Source organism: Saccharopolyspora soli (genome assembly GCF_022678645.1).
GTDB classification, from domain to species: Bacteria; Actinomycetota; Actinomycetes; order Mycobacteriales; family Pseudonocardiaceae; genus Saccharopolyspora; species Saccharopolyspora soli.
Map to the genome: position 1 here is coordinate 1 of NZ_JALBWV010000023.1, position 20,646 is coordinate 20,646.

Consider the following 20,646-nt stretch of genomic DNA (forward strand, 5'->3'; position numbering starts at 1 on the left):
CGCCCCCCCCCCCCCCCCCCCCCCCACACCCCCCCCCCCCCCCCCCCCCCCCCCCCCGCCCCCCCCCCCCCGGGGGGGGGGGGGGGGGGGGGCCCCCCCCCCCCCCCCCCCCCCCCCCCCCCCCCCCCCCCCCCCACCCCGGCTTTCGCACCTACCGCAGCCGCGGGAGGACTTCGACGCCAAGGCGCGCGATGTTCTCCTGGGTTCGCCGCGCGGTGCCGCCCCCTTCGACCATCATGATCACGTGATTGATGCCAGTACGTTCAGCACTGGCAAGCAACCGATCCACGCATTCGTCCGGGCTGCCGACCGGATGCAGCGAGCACAACAGCTCGGTGTAGGCCACGGGGTCGCGCATCGACCGGAGCCGCCCGTCGATCGGCGTGTGGGCGGCGAGCCCTGCCGCAAGCCACCCCGGCATCGCCTCGTGCAATTCGCGCACCGCCTGTGCGCGGTCGTCCGCGACATGCCCGAGCACAGCCGAGACATGCTGCACGGACCCCGGATCACGTCCCGCGACAACGGCCTTTTCCGCGTATCGCGCGACCATTTCCGCCTTCTCCTGATCGCCGATGTGCATGCCCAGCAACATGGGCAACCCTCGAACCGCAGCTTCGTCCACAGTGGATCGCGAGGTGCATGCGACGGTCACGGGAGGCCCGGGGCGGGACAGCTGGGGGACGATCGGCACCTCGCGGAACGAGAACTGGTCGCCGTCGGCGCTCACGCGGCCCTCGGACAAACCGCGCAGGAGAAGATCAAGGCTTTCACCGAAGCCGCGCTCGTAGCGGTCCAGGCCGGTGCCGAAGACCTCCAGGTCGACCCACGGCCCGCCGCGGCCGACCCCGAGGCGCAACCGCCCGTCGGACATTTCGTGGACCAGCGCTGCCTGCTCGGCCAGCGCGACGGGATGCGCGGTGGACAGCACGCTGACCGCGGTCCCGAGCACGATGCGGCTCGTCTGCCCCAATGCCTGGGCCGCGAAGGTGATCGCCGACGGGCACACGCCATAGGGCATGAAATGGTGCTCGGCGATCCAGGCGTCGTCGAAACCCGCTGCCTCCGCATCCCGCACCGCCGCCATCGCCCGGTGGAGCGCTTCCCCATCACCCTGCCCCGGAAATCGGCCTGCCAGCAAGAACACCCCGAACCGCACCACAACCCCCTCGCGCACCCGCGGATCATGTTTGCAATGATTGTCAATGCCATTAAATGCCGTGCGCGAGGAGCCCATCGTGAAGATCGCCTTCGTCGGCAAGGGCGGTAGCGGCAAGACGACTCTCTCGTCGCTGTTCGCCCGCTCGCTTGCCGCCACCGGAAGTCCCGTCCTGGCCTTCGATGCCGACATCAACCAGCACCTGGGTGTCGCGCTCGGACTGTCCGAAGAAGAATGCGCGCGGATGCCGCCGCTGGGCGGACATCTGCCGCTGATCAAGGATTACCTGCGTGGCCGCAATCCCCGCATCCCGGACAGCGACGCCATGGTCAAGACGACGCCACCGGGCGCCGGGTCCCGGCTGCTGCGCGCGGTCGAGGACAACCCGATCTACGAGCGCTGCGTACGCGAAGTCGACGGTGTCCGGCTGGCGGTGACCGGGCCGTTCACCGACGTCGATCTCGGCGTGGCCTGCTACCACTCCAAGGTCGGCGCGGCGGAGCTGCTGCTCAACCACCTCGTCGACGGTCCGGGCGAATACGTCGTCGTCGACATGACCGCTGGTGCGGACGCATTCGCCTCGGGCCTGTTCACCCGGTTCGACGTGACGTTCCTGGTCTGCGAGCCCACCGTGCGCAGCATCGGCGTCTACCGGCAATACCTGGAGTACGCCAAGGACTTCGACGTCCGCATCGCCGCGGTGGGCAACAAGATCAGCGACGACGACGATCGGGACTTCCTGCGCACCCAACTCGGCAGCGACCTGCTGACCTGCCTGAGCACGTCACGCCACGTCCGCGCGGCCGAGCGCGGCGAGGTCCGACCGATCAGCGCGCTCGAAGACGACAACACCGCCGCGCTGACCGCGATGCGCGACGTCGTCGACGGCGCCGAGAAGGACTGGGCGAAGTTCCAGCGCCAAGCAGTGGAGTTCCACCTGCGCAACGCCGCCGCCTGGGCCAGCGACCGCGCCGGGCACGACCTGTCCGACCAAGTCGACCCCGACTTCCAACACGGCCCCGCTGCACTCCCCTTCTCCGGAGCAGCACCAGTGTCCTGAGATGCGAGGAGCACCCGACAACGCCGTCCCGGATTGGCCACCGAAAACGAGATTTCCCAGCTCGAACTCGCAGGCAGATCGACGAGATGGCGCCGCAAGGGTGGGAGCCGATCGGTTGATCGCGCACACCTTCCATCATAATATGATTGTCGTTTTCATTATCATGTTCGAGGAGAGCGTGTGGCTGGAGAGACGGCGAGCGCGAAGTTCTACGACCAGACCGCCGAGCACGTGGCAGTGCTGATCAACGCCGCGTGGGACGGACTTGGTCCTGCGCTCAGCAGCGCGATGACCGGACTGGACACCACCACCGGCCCGATCGTCGATGTCGGAGCGGGGACCGGCGCTGGTACAGCCGTGCTCGCGCAAGCACTACCCGGCGCCGAAATCCTCGCCGTGGAACCGCATCCCGCCCTGCGCACCGCACTCCTGGCCAGGATCGCCGCGAACAGCGACCTGACCGCCCGGGTCACCGTGCTGGACACCGACGTGCTCTCCGCCGCACTGCCCGAACGGATCGCCGCACTCGTCGCGATGAACGTCATCGGCCACCTCCCACCCCCGGACCGGCGAACTCTGTGGGCGGTGCTGGCTGACAAGCTCGCGCCCAGCGGCCGCGCCGTGCTCAATCTCTACCCGCCGACGAAGCCGGAAACCGTGCCCGCCGCGCCCATGGCCGAGGTGCGCGTCGGCCGACGGCACTACCTCGGCACGGCCGCCGCAGAACCTGCCGGTGTAGATGCGATCACCTGGCGGATGACCTACCAGGTCCGCGAGGACGATCAGACCGTCACCGAGTTCACCGCCGCCGACCACTGGTACGTGTTCACCCCCGAACAGCTCGTCGCCGAACTCGCCGAACACGGACTCCGGTGCACCGCGGGCGACCCCACTCAGGGGTTGCAGATCATCACCCGCTGACCCGCGAGGAGACGACGAGAACGGATCAGCACAGCTACCCTCCGCAGTGCCAAACGAGAAGTGGCTGAGCGGCGCCTGGACGTCTGTTTTCGTCGGGCCCTACCAATCGAGCTCGGCCAGCACGAACGGTTCGCTCTCGGGCGCTTCCTTGCGCGCCATCAGGGCTCGTTCGGCGGGGGCGCCAGCGGGCACGCGCAGCGGAGGATCAGGCTGCTCGATCGTGTCGGCTACGACGGCGGCCACCTCCTCGGCGGTGATGACCTCGCCGCGCAGCGCTCGGAGTTGCTGGTACAGCGGGGCATACGGGTCATCCTCGGTGAAGAACACCTTGGCTTGCTCGGCACCGTTCGTGGACACCGCGCCCGGCTGCACGATGCTCACCTTGATGCCGAAGTGGCGCGTCTCAATGGCCAGTGTCTCCGCAATCGCCTCCAGCGCCCACTTGCTTGCGCCGTACGGGCCAATGATCGGCAGCACCAGTCGTCCTTGGGTGCTGGAGACGAAGAGAAGGCGGCCCGATCCTCGTTCCCGCATCGCCGGCAGCACCCCCTGCGCGACTCGCAGCGCGCCCAGGGTGTTGAGCTGGTAGAGCCGTTCGACCTCCGCGAGCGGGACGCTCTCCAGCGGCGCGCGCACCGTCGCACCGGCGTTGCTGACCAAGACGTCGATCTCCCCGGCGTCAACGATGGCCTGGTCGACGCTGTCCTGATCGGTGACGTCGAGGCGCAGCCGCTGGTCCACGGGGAGGTCGGCCAAGGTTTCCGGCCGACGGGCGGTGGCGATCACCCGATGGCCACGGTTCGCCAGTTCGACGGCGATGGCGCGGCCGATTCCTTTGGACGCGCCGGTGATGAGCACGGACGACATGGCGGTTCTCCTCTCGACAACGCGGAACTGGCTCGGGTAGCCGCTGGTCTGGACGCGAAACGGGCCGCCTTCGTGGAAAAGCTCACCGGCGCTTCCGCTTGATGAGCGGCGGGATGCCGTCGACGGACGAGCGGGTGAGGACAAGGATCGTGGTGCGGAGGCGAAGTCGGAAGCCGAGGGACTCGTACAGGCGGACGGCGTTCGTATTGGACGCGAGCACATGCAGGAACGGCGTCTCGCCGCGTTCCCGGATGCTGGCTGCGACAGCCAGCAGCAGACGTGTCCCCAGACCCCGTCCGCGCTGTCCGGGATCGGTGCAGACGCCGCTGATTTCCGTCCAACCTGGAATGCGCAGTCGTTCACCGGCCATCGCGACCAGGCGATCGCCGCGGCGGATGCCCAGGTAGGTACCCATCTCGATGGTGCGCTTCAGGAATGGGCCCGGCTTGGTCAGTTCCGCCAGAGCGAGCATCTCCGGAACGTCCGCCCAGGTGAGGCGAACGGCCTCCTCGTCCGGGGCGGCGGCGATCCCGTCGTCGACGAACTGCAGCAGTGGGATGCGCGTCTCGACCTGCCAGCCCTCCGGCGGCTTGAGCGTCGAACCGGTCAGCGTGATCTCCGCACCGGGACCGGCGAGTGCTGCGATGTCCGCCCAGTCGGCTTCGCCAGGGGCGTCCGGCAGCGCCATGAACGGCGACATGTCGGCCGGGTAGCGCAGTGCGTTGCCGCGTCGCTGCGCGAAGTGGGCGTGCGGCCCCGTCAGCGCCGAGTAGATCGCGTTGTCCAACGGATGTGCCAGCAAAGCGGTGTCCTCACTTGCTTTCGTCGGCCTGGGGTGCACGCGAGGCCGGGAGCGGTTCGAGAAGCCGCCGCGGTGTGTTGAGCATGGCGGACACGGGATCGGGGTTGGAGTTCGTCGGCTCGAACCCAGGGCCGGGTTCGATGCGGATCTCCGGGACCGCGACGACCGAACCGCACTGCTCGCAACGTCCCTCGTGATCGAGCAGGCCTCCGTCCTCGTCGTGGCGCAGGGCGCGTTTGACTCCGGTCGGCGAATAGAACGCGTCGCCCCAGTTGATGAGCGAGCGCACGATCGGCCACAGTGCGAGGCCCTTGGTGGTGAGCTGGTACTCGACGGTTCCTGCGCCGCCGTCGTCGCGAGTGAGCACGCCTTCCCGAACGAGAAGCTTCAGCCGGTTGGTCAGGACGGCGCGGGGGATGCCGAGTTGGGTGGCGAAGTCCCCGAACCGACGTACCCCGTAGAACGCGTCGCGGATGATGAGCAGCGTCCACCGCTCTCCGACGACTTCCAACGCTCGCGCCAACGAGCAGTTGCGGTCCGCGTAGGTGCTGGGAAGGGACATGCTCACATCCTACCCCGTCAGTTCGCTCACTGAACTAGCCTTGTGCTAAAGTCGAGGTAGTTCACTGACTGAACCGCCCCACGATGAGCCAGGCTAGTCAGGCTGGCAGAGGGTTGAATTTCCTGAACTGTGCTCAGGAACTAGAACTGCCGAAAGGTATTCAGATGTCCCACGATGACAGGCTGTTCCTGGTCACCGGCGCGACCGGCAAGACCGGAGGCGGCGCGATCAAACTGCTCCTTGAGCGCGGTCACCGTGCTCGGGCGATGGTGCACCGCGAGGACGAACGCTCGCGTGCGCTGGCCGAGGCCGGTGCCGAGGTCGTAGTCGCGGATTTGCACGACCTCGACGGCATGACCACCGCCCTGCAGGGCGTCACCGGCGCCTACTTCTGCCACCCGATCCTCCCGGGACTGGTGGAGTCGACCGTCATCTTCGCCCAAGCCGCGACCGAGGCCGGTGTCCGGTCAGTGGTCAACATGTCGCAGATCTCCGCCCGCCGCGAGGCAGGCAGCAACGCCGCCCGACAGCACTGGCTGTGCGAGCGGCTGCTGGACCGGACCGACCTGCTCACCGTGCACATCCGTCCGACGTTCTTCACCGAGTGGCTGAAGACGTGGTGGGAACGGCGGGGCAGCGAGGGATACATCCGGCTCCCGTTCGGCGAGGGCCGACACGCCCCGATCGGCTCGGCCGACCAGGCCCGCGTGATCGCCGCCCTGCTGGCCGACCCCGAACCGCACGACCGCGCCGCCTACACCCTGCACGGCCCGGTCGAGCACAACCACCACGACATCGCCCGAGTCATGTCCAGCACGCTCGGCATCCCGGTGCACTACGAGCCGATCAGCGTCGAGGAGTTCGCCTCGGCCATGACCGAACGCGGCCTGCCCGCGCACCTCGTCCAGCACCTGAGCAACGTCGCCGTCGACTACCAGAACGGCGTCTTCGCCGGGACCAACGACAACGTCGAGAAGATCGGCGGGCGCCCCCCGCTGTCCGTCGAACAGTTCGTCACCGAGAACCGCTCCTACTTCGACACCAGCGGCCCCAACTTCGTCCCCGCCCCTGGCTCGCACACGCAGAGGACCGCACATGAGTGAATCGCCCGACGCGATGCCGAACACGCACACCCCACCCGCGCCGGATCCAGCGCGGATGCGGGTGGTGAGCTGGGACGACCCTGAGGCGACCGCGACCATGGCGGGTGAACGCGACGGTCTGGAGTTCATCCAGGCGCTCGCCGCCGGTGATGTACCACCCCCGCCCATCGTGCAGCTGATCGGTGCGCGGCTGGAATCCGCCGTGCAGGGGGAGGTGGTGTTCGCCCTGGAACCAGCGGAGTTTCACTACAACCCGATCGGTTCGGTGCACGGCGGCATCTACGCGACGCTGCTGGACTCGGCAGCGGGCTGTGCCGTGCACACGATGCTTCCGGCTGGGACCGGATACACCAGCCTGGATTTGTCCGTCCGGTTTCTCCGTCCAATGCGCATCGCCACCGGGACGGTCACCTGTACCGGGACGGTCACCCATCTCGGACGCTGGATCGCGCTCGCCGAAGCGCGCCTCGAAGACGGCGCGGGCAGGCTGCTGGCCACCGCAACCAGCAACTGCCTGTTGATTCACGCATGAATCGCATCGTTGCGGCGCGGGCTCGCTCGAAGGGACAGAAATGACCACCTCGTCACCAGCGCCACGGCGGCACCGGCGCTCCTCTCGTGCCGGATCGAGACGCGCTAACGTCGTGCCGAGCACGCGCGCAGGCGGTGTCAGCGGATGTCGATTCCGCGGCGGAGTGCACGTGTGATACCTGCGGCGACGGTGGTGGCCAGTACCCAGCCAGCGATGATGAGGATGACGGTCGCCCACTTCGATGCGCCGTGGGCTTGCCACATGACCTCGTGGCCGAGGTTGATGATGGGCATCAGCTGGTCCACTGTGTTCACGCAGGCGCCGATGGTCGGTGGCGTTTAACGGCGGGACGAGCTTGGCGTACGACAGGCCGTCGATATCGACGCCGCCAGTAGCAGCCCACATCTGTTGGGAATCGCTGAGGTACTCGCATTGGCCTTGCATGAGCAGGATCCGGCCATGTGGGGCGCTGTCGGGCTTTAGCGTGAGCTCCTGGGTAACCAGTCCGATCGCGTTGAGGGCGTTGTCGCTGCCACCGAGTCGGCAGTCGCCGGAGAAAAGAGTTTGGCGACGGACCTCGGCTCGCCTCAGTTGCATCTCGCCCTCGGCGACGAACGGACGCTCACCAGAGGAGCACACCAGGTCGCGGGCAACGCGCGCGCCGCGCAAGTCCACAGACGGCTTGTAGGTCCCCTGGTGGCGATGCCATGCGGGTTTGGTCAGCTGCGCCGAACGCAGGTCGACGCTGGCACCAATCTGCGCTTCCTGCAGATGCAGCGAACCAACCATATCCGAATCCCGGCATTCGAAGCTGCCCCCACGACTATACGGGCGGCCAGCACGACATCCGCGTGTGGAGCAATCACCGTGGCCTGTCCGAGGTTGCAGCGGCGAGCGAATTCTGGCCACCTGGCTCGCCCAGCCGCTCACCCCGCTTTCCGCCCTCCCGTCCGCAAAGCACGGAACGGGTCGTTCGCCGGCCTGGCCCAGCACTCGGTCTGGACGCCTCCGAGACGGTGCGGGCGCTCGGATCAGGTGCGGAGGCCGAGGCCGTCCGCGCGGCAGCTGCGAAAGTCCGTGCGTGCACGCAAGCGAGCTCGTGCCCGCACGTGCGGCTGTCCCAGTTCGAGCTCTGAGCCCGCCGTTATCCGAACCGCACCTTCGGAGCGTTGATCCCGGCGGCTTGAGCGACCTGCGCCGCCTCGGCCGCCACGTCCTTCAGCGACGGCTTCTTGACCCCTTGGAACAACGACACGACCAGTTCCGCGCCGGAGAGCTCCCACACACCGACGATCCGGCCACCCACGACCACGATCGGCGAGATCCACCCGGCGGACCTGCTCACCTTCGCACGGTGCTCCTGCGGAAGCAGCTGCGCGTCCTTGGTGCCCGGACCGAGGACGTACTGGTCGAAGGCTCCGAGGAGCCGCACGTCGCGGTTCGGCTCGGCGGCGGCCAACTCGTCGGCGTGTTCAGCCAGGATCACGGCTTTCTGGCCTTCGACGTCGACCTCGGTCAGCTTGTCCCCGAGGTCCGCGAACCACTTGCGCAGCGTCGTCTTCCGCAGACTGTTGCGGGACAGCCAGGCGTCGAACACCTCGGGCGTCGCCGGACCGTAGGCGCCCAGGTAGGCCGTGATCGCGACCGGCGCGGCCTCGTCCGGTGCTGGCAGTCCCTTCCAGTCGGAGATCAGGTTCGCGGGTCGGGTGAACATGATCTTGCCCGCGTCGCTCGGCCCGTGGCACAACGTGCCCTGCCACGCCAGCGGTTTGAGCAGCGTGCCCCAGCCCGAGCGCAGCTGCTCCGCCATACCGCGGAAGCGCTTGTCGACCACGATCTCCGCGACGAGTTCGTCCCGAGTCAGCACCGAGCCGTCCAGGATCGACGAGACCGCCTCGGCCAGCTCGGCGATCTCCTTCGGCGACGCGCCGAACGCGCGCTGCCACGAAGGCTTCTCCCAGGTCCGAGCCGAGGCCATCAACGACAGGTAGGCGCCGACCTCGGAGGAGTGGAACACGTGCAGTGTGCCGCGCATGCCCCAGGTCTTGATCAACAAGTGCCGGGACAGGCCACGCCGCACCCCGTCCGTCTTCGGCTTGGCCTGCCGGATCCCCACCGCCATCTCGGCGGCCGACGCCACCTGCGCCTGGATCCCGCACAACCTGCTGGCGACCTCACCCGCGCTCACATCCCGCCGCAGGGCGACGAACTGCCGCCGCAACCGCCACGCGAAGACCTGGTCCCAGGTGATCTTCACACCCGCCTCTTTCCCCCGACACCCGAAAAGGGCACGTGGTCCGCAGTTTCGACCAAACTACATCGTCGGCAACACGACATCCGGTGACACCGTCCGAGACCCACCGGCACACCGGGCATTCCGACATCGTCCGGGAGCTCATCGACGGAACCGTCGGGATGCGGGCGGACATCGACAACATGGCACCAGGTGACCAGGTATGGTGGCAGAGCTATCGGACCAGGCTGGGGCAGGTGGCACGAGAAGGCGACCACCGCTGAGTGGTCACAAGCGTTGGCGGAACAGGTGGTTCTCGTCGCGGCGGCTGCCCGGCGTGCGGCCGCGTCCCCAGCCCACCACCTCGCGGTAGGCGCCGAAGGCGCCTCCGGCCAGCAACGCCTGCTCGTCCGCGTGCGGGCTGCCCTCGGGTGCCGGGCCCGCCAGCGGGGAGACGTACAGCGCGTCGGTCGGGCAGTAGACCTCGCACATGAAGCAGGTCTGGCAGTCGGTCTGCCGGGCGATCACCGGAACCCCGTCGGCGCCGCGCTCGAAGACGTCGGTCGGGCAGACCTTGATGCACACATCGCAGGCCACACAACGATCCTTGCTCACCACTTCGATCACGACGCCAGCTCCTCGGTGGAGTCGTCCGACAACAGCGGCCCGACCGGGTCTGGACGGGTCCGGATCTCCGCCAACCCTCCGACCAGCAGCCGATGCGCCAAACTCGGATCGGCCGTCGGCCGGTCGCTGCGCCGGTGCATGCCACGGGTTTCGGTCCTGGCCAGCGCGGCGGCGGTGATCCAGCGGGCACAGGCCAGCAGCGCGGCGGCCTGCCTGGAGCGCAGCAGATCCCGTCCGCTTCCGTGCAGGTGCCGTCCAGCGTCTTGCCAGGCGTCTTGCAGCGCCGCGGCGCTGGCCTGCAACTGCTCACCGGTGCGCACGAAGGTCCGCTGCGGCGGCAAGACGTGCTGCTGGGCAACGTCGATCACCTCCGGAGCCAAGCCGGGCCGGACCGCACCGGAGGGGCGAATGCCCACTCGCCCGCGCGGTGCCAACGACGCCGCGACCGCGCCACGGCGTGGCAGCGCGAACCGCGCGGCGCCCCGGCCTGCGTAGGTGCCCGAGGAGATCGCCCAGGCTCCGTTGTGGCTGCCGCCGCCGCTGATCGCGCCGGTGATCAGTTCGCGGGTCGCGGCGTCTCCGGCCGCGAACAACCCAGGGGCGGTGGTGGCGCAGGCGTGGTCGACGACGCGCAACCCGCCGGTGCCCCGAACCGTTCCCTCGTAGACCATCCGGATCGGGTACATGTCGGAGAAGACGTTCACCCCCGCCTTCTCAAGTGGCAGGAAGAAGTTGGGTTGGCTGTTGCGCATCGACTCGCGCAAGTGCGGGGGCGCCTTGTCGAGCCTGGCCAACACCCGCCGACCCTCGGCCAGCAACTGCGCGGCCGCGAACCTCGGCGGCACACCGTCGGCCAACCGCAGCGGGGTACCGCTCTCGTCGTAGTAGGTGGCGAACTGCATCATCAGGCCCTTGGTGTGCACGCCCCACTCCGGGGAGAGGGCATAGGCGGTGGAGAACTCCATCCCGGACAGTTCCGCGCCCACCTCCGCGGCCATCAACAGCCCGTCCCCGGTGTCGACGTTGGTGCCGAACCCACCCGAAAGCAGTGCACAACCACCGGTCGCCACCACCACCGCACCGGCGCGCACCTCCCAACGGCGCTGGCCCTGCTGGCGCGCGATGCCCGCCGCACCCGAGACCACCCCGTCGCCATCCACCAGCAGCTCAACGGCGGGATGGTGATCGAGGATGCGCACTCCGGACCGGTGGACCCGCCGCCGCATCCGCCGCATGTACTCCGGGCCCTGCAGACTCGCGCGCAACTGGGTTGCATCGCGGTCCAGGGGGAACGGATACCCCCACTCGGCGAGCAGATTGACCTTCTCCCAGGTGGTTTCGAGCACCCGCCGCATCCAGGTCACGTCGGTCAACCCGCCCGCCTGGGCCTGCCGAGCGCGGATGGAGCGCTCCCGCACCGGACCGTCGGGCAGGTACCACAGGTTGTTGCCGCCCGAGGCGGTTGCCCCGCTGCTGCCGCAGAACCCCTTGTCCGCCAACACGACCGAGACTCCCGCCGCAGCGGCGGCCAAGGCCGCCCAGGTGCCCGCCGGGCCGCCACCGAGCACCAGCACGTCCGCTTCGTAACGCACCGCGTCGTTCACCCGTGCACCATCCTCGTGTCGATCGCAGCCGAGGTGCCGATCGGGGCTGTTCATGTCGGCTCCTGGGCGGTATCGATCTGCTCGTCGACTCCGAGTTCGGCCAGCAACCGCCGCCGCAGCCGGGAGAACTCGGCGCTATCGCGGGAACGGGGCGCGGGAAGTTCGATCGGCAGCTCAAGCGAGATGCTCCCGCTGGAGAGCACCAACACCCGGTCGGCCAGCAGCACCGCCTCGTCCACGTCGTGGGTCACGTGCAGCACGGTGGGCCGGTGCCGCCGCCACAACTGCCGCAACAACTCGTACATCCGCAGCCTGGTCAACGCGTCCAGCGCGCCGAAGGGCTCGTCCAGCAGCAGCAGTTCGGGTTCGCGCACCAGCGCTCGGGCCAGCGACACCCGTTGCGCCTCACCACCGGAAAGTGTCAACGGCCAGGCCCGCTGCTTGTCCGCCAGACCGACCTCGGCCAAGGCCGCCTCGGCCCGTGCGATGCGGCCCGCGCCGCGCAGCGCGAAGGTGACGTTGGCCAGGACCCGTTTCCACGGCAACAACCGCGGGTTCTGGAACACCATCGCCCTGGCACCGGGCACCCGCAGGCTGCCCTCGATGTGCGCGTCCAACCCGGCCAGGCCGCGCAGCAGCGTGCTCTTGCCCGAACCGCTGTGGCCCAGCAGCGCCACGAACTCGCCGCGTCGGATGGTCAGGTCCACCCCGGCCAGCACCTGTTGATCGCCGAAGGCCCGGCGCACCTCGCGGGCCGCCACCGCCGTGGCTTGCGTTCCGGTCATCGTCAGACCCCCTGGAAACCGCGTCGCCACACCAGAAGCCGCCGCTCCAGGAACCGCACCAGGGCGTAGCTGAGCAGACCGGCCACCGCGTAGATGATGATGATCAGGATCGAGACGTCGAACTGCAGCAAGGTCTGCGCGCGCGACATCAGGAAACCGATGCCCTGCGTGGTGTTGATGGTCTCGGCGAAGATCAGGCTCAACCAGGCGCTGGACAGTCCCAGCCGCAGCCCGACCAGGAAACCCGGCGTGGCACCCGGCAGGATCACGTGCCAGATCAGCTCACCCCGCCGTGCCCCGAGGGTTTGCGCGACCTCGACCAGTTGCCCGTCCACACTCCGAATGCCGCTGTAGGTGTTGATGTAGATGGCGATGGCGACGCCCATGGTGATCAGCAAGACCTTGGGGCCTTCCCCGATGCCCATCCAGATGATCAGCAGCGGGGTCAGCGCGAAGTTGGGGACCGCTTTGAACACCTGCATCGTGGAGTCCAGCAGGTCCTCGCCGAAGCGGGTCAGCCCGGCGAGCACGGCGATGACCAGGCCGGCCACGATGCCCAGCACGGTGCCCTGCAGCACGCGCAGCACCGATCGCCCGACATGGGTGGACAGCTGCCCGCTGGACAGCAGTTCCCACGCCGAGGCCAGTACCTGCGCCGGTGGCGGGAACAGCTGCGGGTTGAGCCAGCCCAGCTGCGAGCACACCGCCCAGGCGAGCAGCAGCGCGAGCGGTCCCACTGAACGCCGCAACCAACGCGGCACCCGCTGGCGCCGGGCGGCGGAGGTCAGCGGCTTCGCGGCGACGTCGATCAGTTCCCCGCCGGTCCTGGCCGGGGTTGCCGAGGGCGGTCGTGCGGTAGCGGTTCGGGGTGCCGTCATGACCGCCTCGCCCATGCCGCCACGTCGAAGCCGACCGGGAAAGCCCTGTCGGCGAGCAGGAAGTCGTGCGCCTGCCGCAGTTGCGCGAGGCCCTGCTCGGGGAACGGTTCGGTGTTGAAAGTGTTGGCCTTGGTCGCCTCGCGCACCAGGTCGACTGCGATGCCGTCGGTCTGGGCGACCCATTCGGTGTAGGCATCCAGGTTGTTCACGATGTGCCGGTTGGTGTTGCCGATCGCCGCCTGCCACGCCTGCAGGAAGCCGGGATGCTCGGCCACGAACGAGTTCAGCGCAACGGTGGTCCCGACGCTGCCCTGGCCGTGGTTGGAAGTCTTGTCGATGACCGGGAATCCGCGCCGTTGCAGCTCGACGGCGCTGGCCTCGGTGACGATGGTGGCATCGATCTGACCGGAGGACAGGCCCGCGATGGACTCCGGGGTGGGCACGTCCTTGACCTCGATCTTGCCGGTAAGTCCGGCCGTCTCGATGAGCTGCCGCGCCGCGCGGTCGCGGATCGTGCCTTGCGGAGCGGTGACGGTCTTGCCGACGAGTCCGTCGATGGACGTCGGGCCGCCCTGGGCGCCGATCAGCCACGAATCGCCGTTGATGGAATCCAGCGCCAGCAAGGCGATATCCGCACCGTTTCCCCTGGCGGTCAAGGACGGGTTGTCGCCGACGGCGGCCACATCGATCGCTCCGCTGAGCAGGGCCGCGACCACGTCCTTGCCCGACTGGAAGAACGAGTACTCGATCCCGGTGACACCAGCGGGTGCGAGGTTTTCCAGCAGGATTCCCTGCTTGTCGCCCCAGCCCAGGCTGCCCGCTGGCGTTCCGGTGACTGAAGTGGCGCCGACGCGCAGCACGAACTCGCCGGACCCGGCCTGGGACCTGTCGGCACAGCCGGTGGCCGGTAACAACAAGAGGAATACGGCCAGCGCGGCAAGGAGTTTCAACGTCGAGCGGACGCGGAAGGGCACGGTTGCTCCGAGGAGTCAGCGCACCACGAGCACCTCGACAACAGCGGAAACGTGGCGCGAAAGAGTAAGGGAGAGTCCAGAAAAAAGCGGCGCGTTGCTTTCGAGGGATAGTCGCTCGACTCAACGACAGCGCGCCGCACACATCGACATGTGATCGATGTAGCGGCGGGAAACCAACGCGGTCCCGGTACTCATAACCCCACTATCACGTAGTTCACCATGCTGTGGAAGAGCATTTCGGTATGTGGACGGCAGGATCACGACGCGACCGCCTGCGGCGCTCCGGACGCCATGGCACGCAGTTCGGCGACCGCGTCCACCAGCAGCGCGACTCCGTTTGACTCCAGCAACCACCTGTCGTACATGAAACATCCGGGTAGCACCGTGCCCGCCGCCCCGGCCGGGACGCCGACACAAGCCACCGTGGACGCGGCAGCGCCGATCACGGCTGTCCGCAACAGGGTTCGCCGGTCAGTCGGTGAGACACACGTGCTCCTTCGTCAGTGACGGATTGCTTCGTGCAGCACCACCGGGCACGCGCGGTCACACCGGCGAGCACGTATGCCGTCGAGCGAAAAGGGAACGGCCGGGCCAGCTCAGACCAACGGCCGCGGGTGGCGCGTCAACAGATCGCGCTGCACACCCGCAACAGATCGATGTGGTTGCGCACCACGAGATCGATCAGACTCCGCATGCGGTGCATCTTGACAGCGGAATCCCGCGCTGTAAATGATCGCCATCCGCCATCTCAACCACTGGGCACCTGGACCCGACCGTGTTTCTACCAGCAGCGAGGACCGAACCTTTGCGCAGTGGGATGCGCACCATCCGGTTACCTCGGCTCGCCGAGATTGGCCGCAGCCTGCCGCGCGAGGTTCCGGGTAGTCGCCTCGTGCTCGGCTTGTGGAAGGTAGTCGTTGCTGAAGCCGCGACTTCCCCATCCGCGGTATTCGACTGTGATGTGGGCGTTCGCACGGCGGAAATCGACGGTGGCGACCTGGCTACCGGATGCCGGGTCCGGTCTGCCCGGTCGGAAGCCGTGCCGGGACTCATCACCGATCACATCCGACGGCTCGTCTGAAACATCGTCGGCGTGCCTCTTCGTCCGGTACCCGTCCTCCGCGCCGTGGATGTCCGGGTCGCCGTCCTCGCTCACCGACACGAGGACGGTCACGCGGATCAACGCGTTCGCCGGAGGACTTCCCCATCGGGGCGGGTGGAACGACTCCCATTCGCAGGTGCTGGACCGGGTCGTGTCCGTGTCGCCTGTCTTGGCGGTGTTCGGAAACTGGACGGCCTCCGGACCGAGCTGCTCGACGATGCTGTGCTCCGGCAGCAGCGAGCAGGCACCCGGGTCTTCGCGGTATCCCTTCGCAGGCGGCGAGCACGACGCGAGGAGCACGGCCATCCCCGCGAACAGCACGCCGAACCGGATGCCGCGCCGACCGACTGCGGGTGCCCTCAGCGTGCTCATCGGAGCCATGTCAGGGGCCCGTCGCCCGCGTCGTCCTCGTCCGGAAAGCCGCGCCGGGCAGCGCCGTGTTCGCGGTGGTCTTCCGACTCGTCCTCGAATTCCAGGTTCTCGGCCTTCCGACGCGCCTTCCTGGTCGCCTCCTGGAACGCCTGGATCAACTGCGCCTCGTCGCCTTCCAGAACACTGCCGGGCGTGATCCGGCAGCGTTCCGTCCTCCCGAGCGCATCCACCCACACCGTGACGTTCCGCGACGTCCCGGAATAGCTGCCCTGCAACACGGCTTCCGGATTGCGACGAGCCTTTTCGATGTTGCTGTCCAGCTGCCGCATCGCCTGGGCGACCCGATCTTCGATATCCATTGCCGTGACCCTCAACTCAAGTAGCACCGTCAGTTCTTGATCGTCCGCATGACGACCGTGCACTCGTTGACGACTGCCTCAGCAGCCTTCTGGCGATCCTCGACCGCTTTGATCTGCGCTCCGGCGTAAGCCACCAAGGCCACCAGCGCACCGACGATTGCGACGATGATGCCGATCACTTTTGTCACAACCGGCTCCGGAGCGACGAGCAACGCGGTCAAGATTCCACCGATCGCGGTAAGAATCCCACCTATCCCGGCAATCGTGGTCATCACATCGCCAACGGACTGCTCGAACTTGTCCGCCATGTCCGTCAGCGCTTTGCTGAGCTCGGCCAACGGTTCAGAGACGTCGTCCAAGGCGTTCTTCGCCTTGTCCGCCGCCGAGTTGAAGGCGATGAACGCTTCACCTTTCCAGCCGTTTTCGATGTAGCTCTTCGCATCGGCGACGCTGCTGTGGCTGGTAGCTATGTCGGTGCGCACCCCTCCCGTGGTCTCAGACTCTCCCCACACGTTCTTCGCGACGTCCTTGATCTTTCCGGTGTCGACCTTCCCGATCAGCTCGAACTGAGGTAACAGCTTCCGTACCTTGACACCGGTCTCGTCCACGATCTTGTCGAAGTTCCTGACCGCTTCCCAGAATCCCGGCGTGGCCATCTCCATCGGATTCGCCATGGCGCCCCTCTCCCCGCTGGATGACTTAGCGGGGGTGATCCACGTTCGGCATCCCGGACGCAGCCTGCTCGTCCCGCATGCGGTACTCCCGAATGGAGTCGGACATGTCGCGCGAGAGTTGGTCCAACTGCCGATGAGTCTCCTCGAGGAAACCGTCGACCGCATCGACCGTCGCCTTGTAGGCAACCCGGACGGCCTGCGCGATCACCGTTTCGATCTGGTCGATGTCCGGTCCCATGAGCCCGGGTGTCGGGACCAGAATCTTGTCACCGGAAAGGGACGGGATCGCACTGTCCAGTGCCGCACGGTCTCGAAAATCCGAAAGGTGCGCCCCTAGCGAATCCCTGGCATCTGCTATCTTGTTCCCGGCGATCTTCATGGTCCCGTAGTCGCCGTAGAACCCCGGCTCGGTCATGGTCCTCCCCGGTATCCCATGCCCCCGCAGGACGATCATCCTGCCAGCAGCAAGAACGTGGCTGTATCCACTTCTCGGAAATCACCGCTATGGAGCAACGTTTTTCCACGCGACTACACCACCCGGTGGATTCACTGACGTCCCGTTGTCCCACCCGACGAGGCTGCCCGCGCAGTTTGATCCGGCTCCCGGACCGATCGCAATCGAGCTTCGCCGCACAATGACCGCAGCCGGTCGCACCGTGATCCCTACCGCGATCCGCACGGGTTTCCCGACACCAGTGCGGGCCTAGCGCTACAGAACACGAACGCCCTCGCAGCGAAAAGGTCCTGAGATCATAGGTTCACGTCGAGAACAGAACACTGCCCACTCTGAACCTGCTTTCTTCTTCACAAACCTGTCCATTGGCCGTCGTGCAGCTCGTGGTCGAGAATCTCGCTCTCGCGCCGTCGTCCATTGTTGGTCGGTGCCGATTACGTCGCGAGAGCCGTCCAAATAGGTCACTTGCAGCTGAGCCAACAAAGCCAGCATCACGTCGAGCTCATGCCAGCGGGCGCTCCGATTCGATCTGCTCCAGCGACACGGGTTCACCTGCAACGATCATTCTTGTGCCGTGCCCGCCCCCGGCGACGTGTTTGGGATCTTGTCGAAGACATGGCGTCCGCTCGGTAGGCGGATCATGGCGGCACCCGGCAGCCGGAGCGCTGCGGTGGCTCCGTTCGGAACTTCCACGTCGATGTCCCAGACCGCACCACTGCGCCGCCACTCGACAGCCGCCCTTCCCCGGACCGTGGTGTGGGCGATTCTGGCCCACCTGACGCGGTCATCGACGATTGGCGCGATGTCGATGGATTCCCACCCCGGACTGGTCGCCCGGAGGCCGCCGACAGTCTGGTGGATCCAGGCTGACACGGATCCGAGGAAGTAGTGGTTGCGCGAGCGGGCCGACTCATCCCATGACTCGCGCAGTGTCGAGGCACCCTTCTGCCGCCACACGCCCCAGCTCGGCCGATCGCTTCGGGTAGCCACCGTGACGGCCAAATCGCTGCGTCCGTTGTCGGACAAGACCGGCAGAAGGTGCTTCACCGCGACTGCGCCGCAATCGAGATGCCCCCTCGTACGGTGCTCTATGTCGCTGAACAGGCCAGCCGCGACTTCTCCGACATGGCCACGCGGTACCGCACCGAACGCGAGGGGGAGGACATTCATCGCCTGGCGGTACCCGATGTGCGAAGCACGGTACGTGCCGGTGACCGCGTCGAAGAACTTTCGGTGGTACGCGGTGGCGATGGCCCGCGCCGCTTCGTCGTAGCGTTCGTGTTCTCCGCCCAGGCCGAGTTCCCGGCAGATGTCGGCGGTGCGCGTGATGACCCGGTAGAGCATCATCGTCGCGGTCGGCATCGGCCCTTCCGGCGCGAACTTGTGGCCGGGCGCGAGCCAGTCCCCCCAGCTGTGCTGCGGCCACAGGCCGTCTTCGGTGAGCTCAAGGAGCCGATCCGCATAGGCCCGGATCGCATCCGCGTAACGTTCGAGGATGGCCCGCTCGCCGTACTCCCAGTACAGGTTCCACGGGATCAGCACCATCGAGGCGCTCCAAGCCGGATCGGCCGCCCTCCCCCAGTCCGGCGTCGGAACGATCTGCGGAACCATGCCGTGGTCGTCACGTGCGTCGACGTGGTCGTCCAGCCATTTCCCGAATGTCGTGCGGAGATCGAAGTGGTGCAGCACGGCCTCCGTCGCGAGATGAGCGTCGGCCGTCCACCCGTTCTTCTCGTAGACGGGAGTATCGGTCGGAATGCCGTGCAGGTTGTTGAGGAAAGTCCCGCCTGTCGCGGCGTCGATCCAAGTGATCGTCTCGTCGTCGCACTCGAACTCGCCCACGGTGTCGACGGCCGCTTGCAGGCGGACCGCGTTGACCTCCGTCACGCTCGCACGACCGGAGATCTGCACGCTCACGTATTGGAATCCTTTGTAGCTGAACTTCGGCTCCCAGCTCCTTTCCCCCTGGGAGTCCGTGATCACGAGTCGGTCGACCTGCGCTTCGCCCGCGGTGAGGGGGTTGTCGCACAAGACAGATCCATCCTGCGCGAGCTGCTCTCCGTACCGGATGACGATTTCGGCGCCTGTCTCCCCGGCGACGGTGCAGCGGACTCGGCCAGCGAGCACGGTGCCGAAGTCGTAGACAGTGGTGTCCAGTCCCAACTGATGTGTCGCGACCGGTGCGATGAGCTCGCGGCGACGGATCGGCGGAGCTTCCGCGGGGACCAGACGGCCTCCGGGCGGGGCGACGAGCGCGGCGGGTTCCCAGTGCTCACCAGCCTGCCCTGTCGTTTCGCCGGTGTAGAGGAGATCGCTCGTTACGGCGCTGTCAGCCGTCTCCCAGCCGTTCCCCGTCCCGACGACCTGACGCCGCCCGTCGCCGTCGAGGTACTCAAGCTGGGCGATGAGGACCGGCTCGCGATGCCACGGCGCGAGATTCCACGCCCAGGTGTTCGCGCCGCGCGCCGCGAAGAAGCCGCGTCCGAGTTCGGCTACCAGTGTGTTCTTCCCTGGACGAAGCAGGTGCGCAACGTCGTAGGTGCGATGGAGAATCGTGCGGCCGTAGTTCGTCTGTGGTGGCTCCAGAACGTCGCTCGTCACCGGTTGCCCGTTGATGCTGAACTCGCCATACCCAAGACCGACGGCGTACAGCCTCGCCTCTCGCGCGGCGTCCACAGTGAACTCTGCGCGGAACATCGGGTTGGGCGCGGGGATGGTCTCGATACCAACGGCCCGCACTCCCGGCACTTCGACACCGTCCCGCAGGGCCTGTCCGCGCACCGGTAGCGGGGAGATCCCGTCGTCGACGACCGGCTGCTCGGGCGTGGAGAGCGTCCGCCAGCCGATACGACCTTTTTGGACGCTGACCCGCACGAGGTACTCACCGGCAGCCGTTCCTGCTGGCGCTTCGAGGAAATGGGCGAACCGGTCCCAGCGGAAGGCGCCTTTTTCGACCACCTGGGAAGCGAGCACATCTCCGCGGAGAGTGCACAATTCGAGCCGACCGGCGACCGCGTCGCCCGGCGCACTGGTCAGATCCACGCTCACCGCGGTGATTTCGCCCGCGATGGCAACGGTCTGCCCGAGCCACTGACCCGGCTCGATCCACGCAACGTGGTCCGTACCGAGGGAGCGCACGACGCGCCGTGCCGGATCCGTCCGGCGGCCGATCCAGGAGGCGGACCAGTCGCCTGGGTCGAGCAGGCCCGTCTCCCACCGCGCCCAGTCGCTCCACTCCGAAACCCGGCCGTCCTCCCCCGTGACCCGCACGCGCCACCGGCTGACCGCCCGGCTCCGCTGCGCCGGACCGTCGAATCGCATCCGCGGCAGCGATGTCGTGACCATTCCGGAGTCCCAGATGACGTCCCCTGCACCGTCGGCGACCTGGACCTGCGCGGCACGCTGCGCACTCGGTCGCCAGGTGAGGACGGGATTGCTTCCGGTGCCGATCGGGTCATGTCGGCCGTCTGTCAGGAGGTCCTGGGGACGCTGGGCTTCCGGGGTCACGTCGTCTCCGTTCAGAAAGGTCCGGCACCGTGAAGTCACGGCATCTGGCTGTCACAGCACGTCAGGGTTGCACG

22 protein-coding genes are annotated in these 20,646 nt (G+C 67.5%); 5 read left to right on the plus strand and 17 right to left on the minus strand.

Going from position 1 to position 20,646, the window contains the following annotated elements:
- Window positions 1-151 precede the first annotated feature (151 nt).
- On the minus strand, window positions 152-1,258 hold the full coding sequence (locus MOQ72_RS18730; protein ID WP_277954312.1) for an LLM class flavin-dependent oxidoreductase: 1,107 nt from the start codon (window positions 1,256-1,258) through the stop codon (window positions 152-154).
- On the opposite strand from MOQ72_RS18730, the gene MOQ72_RS18735 reads away from it, so the two are divergent.
- Both MOQ72_RS18735 and MOQ72_RS18740 read left to right on the plus strand, forming a co-directional pair.
- A complete protein-coding gene (locus tag MOQ72_RS18735) occupies window positions 1,236-2,216 on the plus strand; it encodes an ATP-binding protein (protein WP_242185087.1) in 981 nt (326 codons plus the stop codon). The two genes, MOQ72_RS18730 and MOQ72_RS18735, sit on opposite strands and share 23 nt — an antisense overlap.
- Before the next feature lie 180 nt (window positions 2,217-2,396).
- Complete coding sequence (locus tag MOQ72_RS18740) at window positions 2,397-3,137, plus strand: class I SAM-dependent methyltransferase (protein WP_242185088.1); 741 nt, start codon at window positions 2,397-2,399, stop codon at window positions 3,135-3,137.
- A 99-nt stretch (window positions 3,138-3,236) separates the two neighbouring features.
- On the opposite strand, the gene MOQ72_RS18745 is transcribed toward MOQ72_RS18740, so the two are convergent.
- From MOQ72_RS18745 to MOQ72_RS18755, 3 genes are all read right to left on the minus strand, one after another.
- Window positions 3,237-4,004: an SDR family oxidoreductase gene (locus tag MOQ72_RS18745; protein ID WP_242185089.1), complete on the minus strand. Its 768-nt coding sequence runs from the start codon at window positions 4,002-4,004 to the stop codon at window positions 3,237-3,239.
- An 82-nt stretch (window positions 4,005-4,086) separates the two neighbouring features.
- On the minus strand, window positions 4,087-4,803 hold the full coding sequence (locus MOQ72_RS18750) for a GNAT family N-acetyltransferase (protein WP_242185233.1): 717 nt from the start codon (window positions 4,801-4,803) through the stop codon (window positions 4,087-4,089).
- 13 nt (window positions 4,804-4,816) lie between these two features.
- On the minus strand, window positions 4,817-5,368 hold the full coding sequence (locus tag MOQ72_RS18755; RefSeq protein WP_242185090.1) for a winged helix-turn-helix transcriptional regulator: 552 nt from the start codon (window positions 5,366-5,368) through the stop codon (window positions 4,817-4,819).
- A gap of 164 nt (window positions 5,369-5,532) precedes the next feature.
- Here MOQ72_RS18755 and MOQ72_RS18760 point away from each other — a divergent pair, with 164 nt between their 5' ends.
- Complete coding sequence (locus tag MOQ72_RS18760) at window positions 5,533-6,471, plus strand: NmrA family NAD(P)-binding protein (RefSeq protein ID WP_242185091.1); 939 nt, start codon at window positions 5,533-5,535, stop codon at window positions 6,469-6,471.
- Window positions 6,464-7,003: a PaaI family thioesterase gene (locus MOQ72_RS18765; protein WP_242185092.1), complete on the plus strand. Its 540-nt coding sequence runs from the start codon at window positions 6,464-6,466 to the stop codon at window positions 7,001-7,003. Before MOQ72_RS18760 ends, MOQ72_RS18765 begins: the two co-directional genes overlap by 8 nt.
- Before the next feature lie 137 nt (window positions 7,004-7,140).
- Here the strand turns inward: MOQ72_RS18765 and MOQ72_RS18770 are convergent, their stop codons facing one another.
- Both MOQ72_RS18770 and MOQ72_RS18775 read right to left on the minus strand, forming a co-directional pair.
- Window positions 7,141-7,317: a hypothetical protein gene (locus tag MOQ72_RS18770; RefSeq protein WP_242185093.1), complete on the minus strand. Its 177-nt coding sequence runs from the start codon at window positions 7,315-7,317 to the stop codon at window positions 7,141-7,143.
- An 830-nt stretch (window positions 7,318-8,147) separates the two neighbouring features.
- On the minus strand, window positions 8,148-9,260 hold the full coding sequence (locus MOQ72_RS18775) for a DNA glycosylase AlkZ-like family protein (protein ID WP_242185094.1): 1,113 nt from the start codon (window positions 9,258-9,260) through the stop codon (window positions 8,148-8,150).
- Between the two features lie 83 nt (window positions 9,261-9,343).
- Between MOQ72_RS18775 and MOQ72_RS18780 the strand changes: the two genes are divergently transcribed.
- Window positions 9,344-9,520 carry a DUF664 domain-containing protein gene (locus MOQ72_RS18780; protein ID WP_242185095.1) on the plus strand — a complete coding sequence of 59 codons (177 nt, stop codon included), beginning with the start codon at window positions 9,344-9,346 and terminating at the stop codon, window positions 9,518-9,520.
- Between the two features lie 4 nt (window positions 9,521-9,524).
- Here MOQ72_RS18780 and MOQ72_RS18785 read toward each other — a convergent pair whose 3' ends face one another.
- From MOQ72_RS18785 to MOQ72_RS18835, 11 genes are all read right to left on the minus strand, one after another.
- Window positions 9,525-9,863, minus strand: a complete 339-nt coding sequence (locus MOQ72_RS18785) for a 4Fe-4S dicluster domain-containing protein (protein WP_242185096.1) — start codon at window positions 9,861-9,863, stop codon at window positions 9,525-9,527.
- A complete protein-coding gene (locus tag MOQ72_RS18790; protein ID WP_242185097.1) occupies window positions 9,860-11,521 on the minus strand; it encodes an FAD-dependent oxidoreductase in 1,662 nt (553 codons plus the stop codon). The genes MOQ72_RS18785 and MOQ72_RS18790 overlap by 4 nt, the downstream gene beginning before the upstream one ends.
- Window positions 11,518-12,252, minus strand: coding sequence for an ABC transporter ATP-binding protein (locus MOQ72_RS18795; protein ID WP_242185098.1), 735 nt, complete (start codon window positions 12,250-12,252; stop codon window positions 11,518-11,520). The genes MOQ72_RS18790 and MOQ72_RS18795 overlap by 4 nt, the downstream gene beginning before the upstream one ends.
- A gap of 2 nt (window positions 12,253-12,254) precedes the next feature.
- Window positions 12,255-13,130 (minus strand): ABC transporter permease, encoded by an 876-nt coding sequence (locus MOQ72_RS18800; RefSeq protein ID WP_242185099.1) that lies wholly within the window; start codon window positions 13,128-13,130, stop codon window positions 12,255-12,257.
- A complete protein-coding gene (locus tag MOQ72_RS18805; protein WP_242185100.1) occupies window positions 13,127-14,104 on the minus strand; it encodes an ABC transporter substrate-binding protein in 978 nt (325 codons plus the stop codon). The genes MOQ72_RS18800 and MOQ72_RS18805 overlap by 4 nt, the downstream gene beginning before the upstream one ends.
- A 257-nt stretch (window positions 14,105-14,361) precedes the next feature.
- Window positions 14,362-14,562, minus strand: coding sequence for a hypothetical protein (locus MOQ72_RS18810; RefSeq protein ID WP_242185101.1), 201 nt, complete (start codon window positions 14,560-14,562; stop codon window positions 14,362-14,364).
- A gap of 374 nt (window positions 14,563-14,936) precedes the next feature.
- A complete protein-coding gene (locus MOQ72_RS18815) occupies window positions 14,937-15,578 on the minus strand; it encodes a hypothetical protein (protein ID WP_242185102.1) in 642 nt (213 codons plus the stop codon).
- Complete coding sequence (locus tag MOQ72_RS18820; RefSeq protein WP_242185103.1) at window positions 15,575-15,937, minus strand: YbaB/EbfC family nucleoid-associated protein; 363 nt, start codon at window positions 15,935-15,937, stop codon at window positions 15,575-15,577. The genes MOQ72_RS18815 and MOQ72_RS18820 overlap by 4 nt, the downstream gene beginning before the upstream one ends.
- A 29-nt stretch (window positions 15,938-15,966) precedes the next feature.
- Window positions 15,967-16,611, minus strand: coding sequence for a WXG100 family type VII secretion target (locus tag MOQ72_RS18825; protein ID WP_242185104.1), 645 nt, complete (start codon window positions 16,609-16,611; stop codon window positions 15,967-15,969).
- A 25-nt stretch (window positions 16,612-16,636) separates the two neighbouring features.
- Entirely contained in the window at window positions 16,637-17,026 is a 390-nt protein-coding gene (locus tag MOQ72_RS18830; RefSeq protein ID WP_242185105.1) for a hypothetical protein, read from the minus strand.
- A 600-nt stretch (window positions 17,027-17,626) separates the two neighbouring features.
- Window positions 17,627-20,572, minus strand: a complete 2,946-nt coding sequence (locus MOQ72_RS18835; RefSeq protein WP_242185106.1) for a family 78 glycoside hydrolase catalytic domain — start codon at window positions 20,570-20,572, stop codon at window positions 17,627-17,629.
- Window positions 20,573-20,646 lie beyond the last annotated feature (74 nt).

What these genes read in the sequence shown, in the direction of transcription:
- MOQ72_RS18745 (WP_242185089.1), bottom strand. Translation starts at nt 4,004, where the DNA reads ATGTCGTCCGTGCTCATCACCGGCGCGTCCAAAGGAATCGGCCGCGCC.
- MOQ72_RS18800 (WP_242185099.1), bottom strand. Translation starts at nt 13,130, where the DNA reads ATGACGGCACCCCGAACCGCTACCGCACGACCGCCCTCGGCAACCCCG.
- MOQ72_RS18825 (WP_242185104.1), bottom strand. Translation starts at nt 16,611, where the DNA reads ATGGCGAATCCGATGGAGATGGCCACGCCGGGATTCTGGGAAGCGGTC.
- MOQ72_RS18790 (WP_242185097.1), bottom strand. Translation starts at nt 11,521, where the DNA reads ATGAACAGCCCCGATCGGCACCTCGGCTGCGATCGACACGAGGATGGT.
- MOQ72_RS18760 (WP_242185091.1), top strand. Translation starts at nt 5,533, where the DNA reads ATGTCCCACGATGACAGGCTGTTCCTGGTCACCGGCGCGACCGGCAAG.
- MOQ72_RS18795 (WP_242185098.1), bottom strand. Translation starts at nt 12,252, where the DNA reads ATGACCGGAACGCAAGCCACGGCGGTGGCGGCCCGCGAGGTGCGCCGG.
- MOQ72_RS18820 (WP_242185103.1), bottom strand. Translation starts at nt 15,937, where the DNA reads ATGGATATCGAAGATCGGGTCGCCCAGGCGATGCGGCAGCTGGACAGC.
- MOQ72_RS18815 (WP_242185102.1), bottom strand. Translation starts at nt 15,578, where the DNA reads ATGAGCACGCTGAGGGCACCCGCAGTCGGTCGGCGCGGCATCCGGTTC.
- MOQ72_RS18765 (WP_242185092.1), top strand. Translation starts at nt 6,464, where the DNA reads ATGAGTGAATCGCCCGACGCGATGCCGAACACGCACACCCCACCCGCG.
- MOQ72_RS18755 (WP_242185090.1), bottom strand. Translation starts at nt 5,368, where the DNA reads ATGTCCCTTCCCAGCACCTACGCGGACCGCAACTGCTCGTTGGCGCGA.
- MOQ72_RS18830 (WP_242185105.1), bottom strand. Translation starts at nt 17,026, where the DNA reads ATGACCGAGCCGGGGTTCTACGGCGACTACGGGACCATGAAGATCGCC.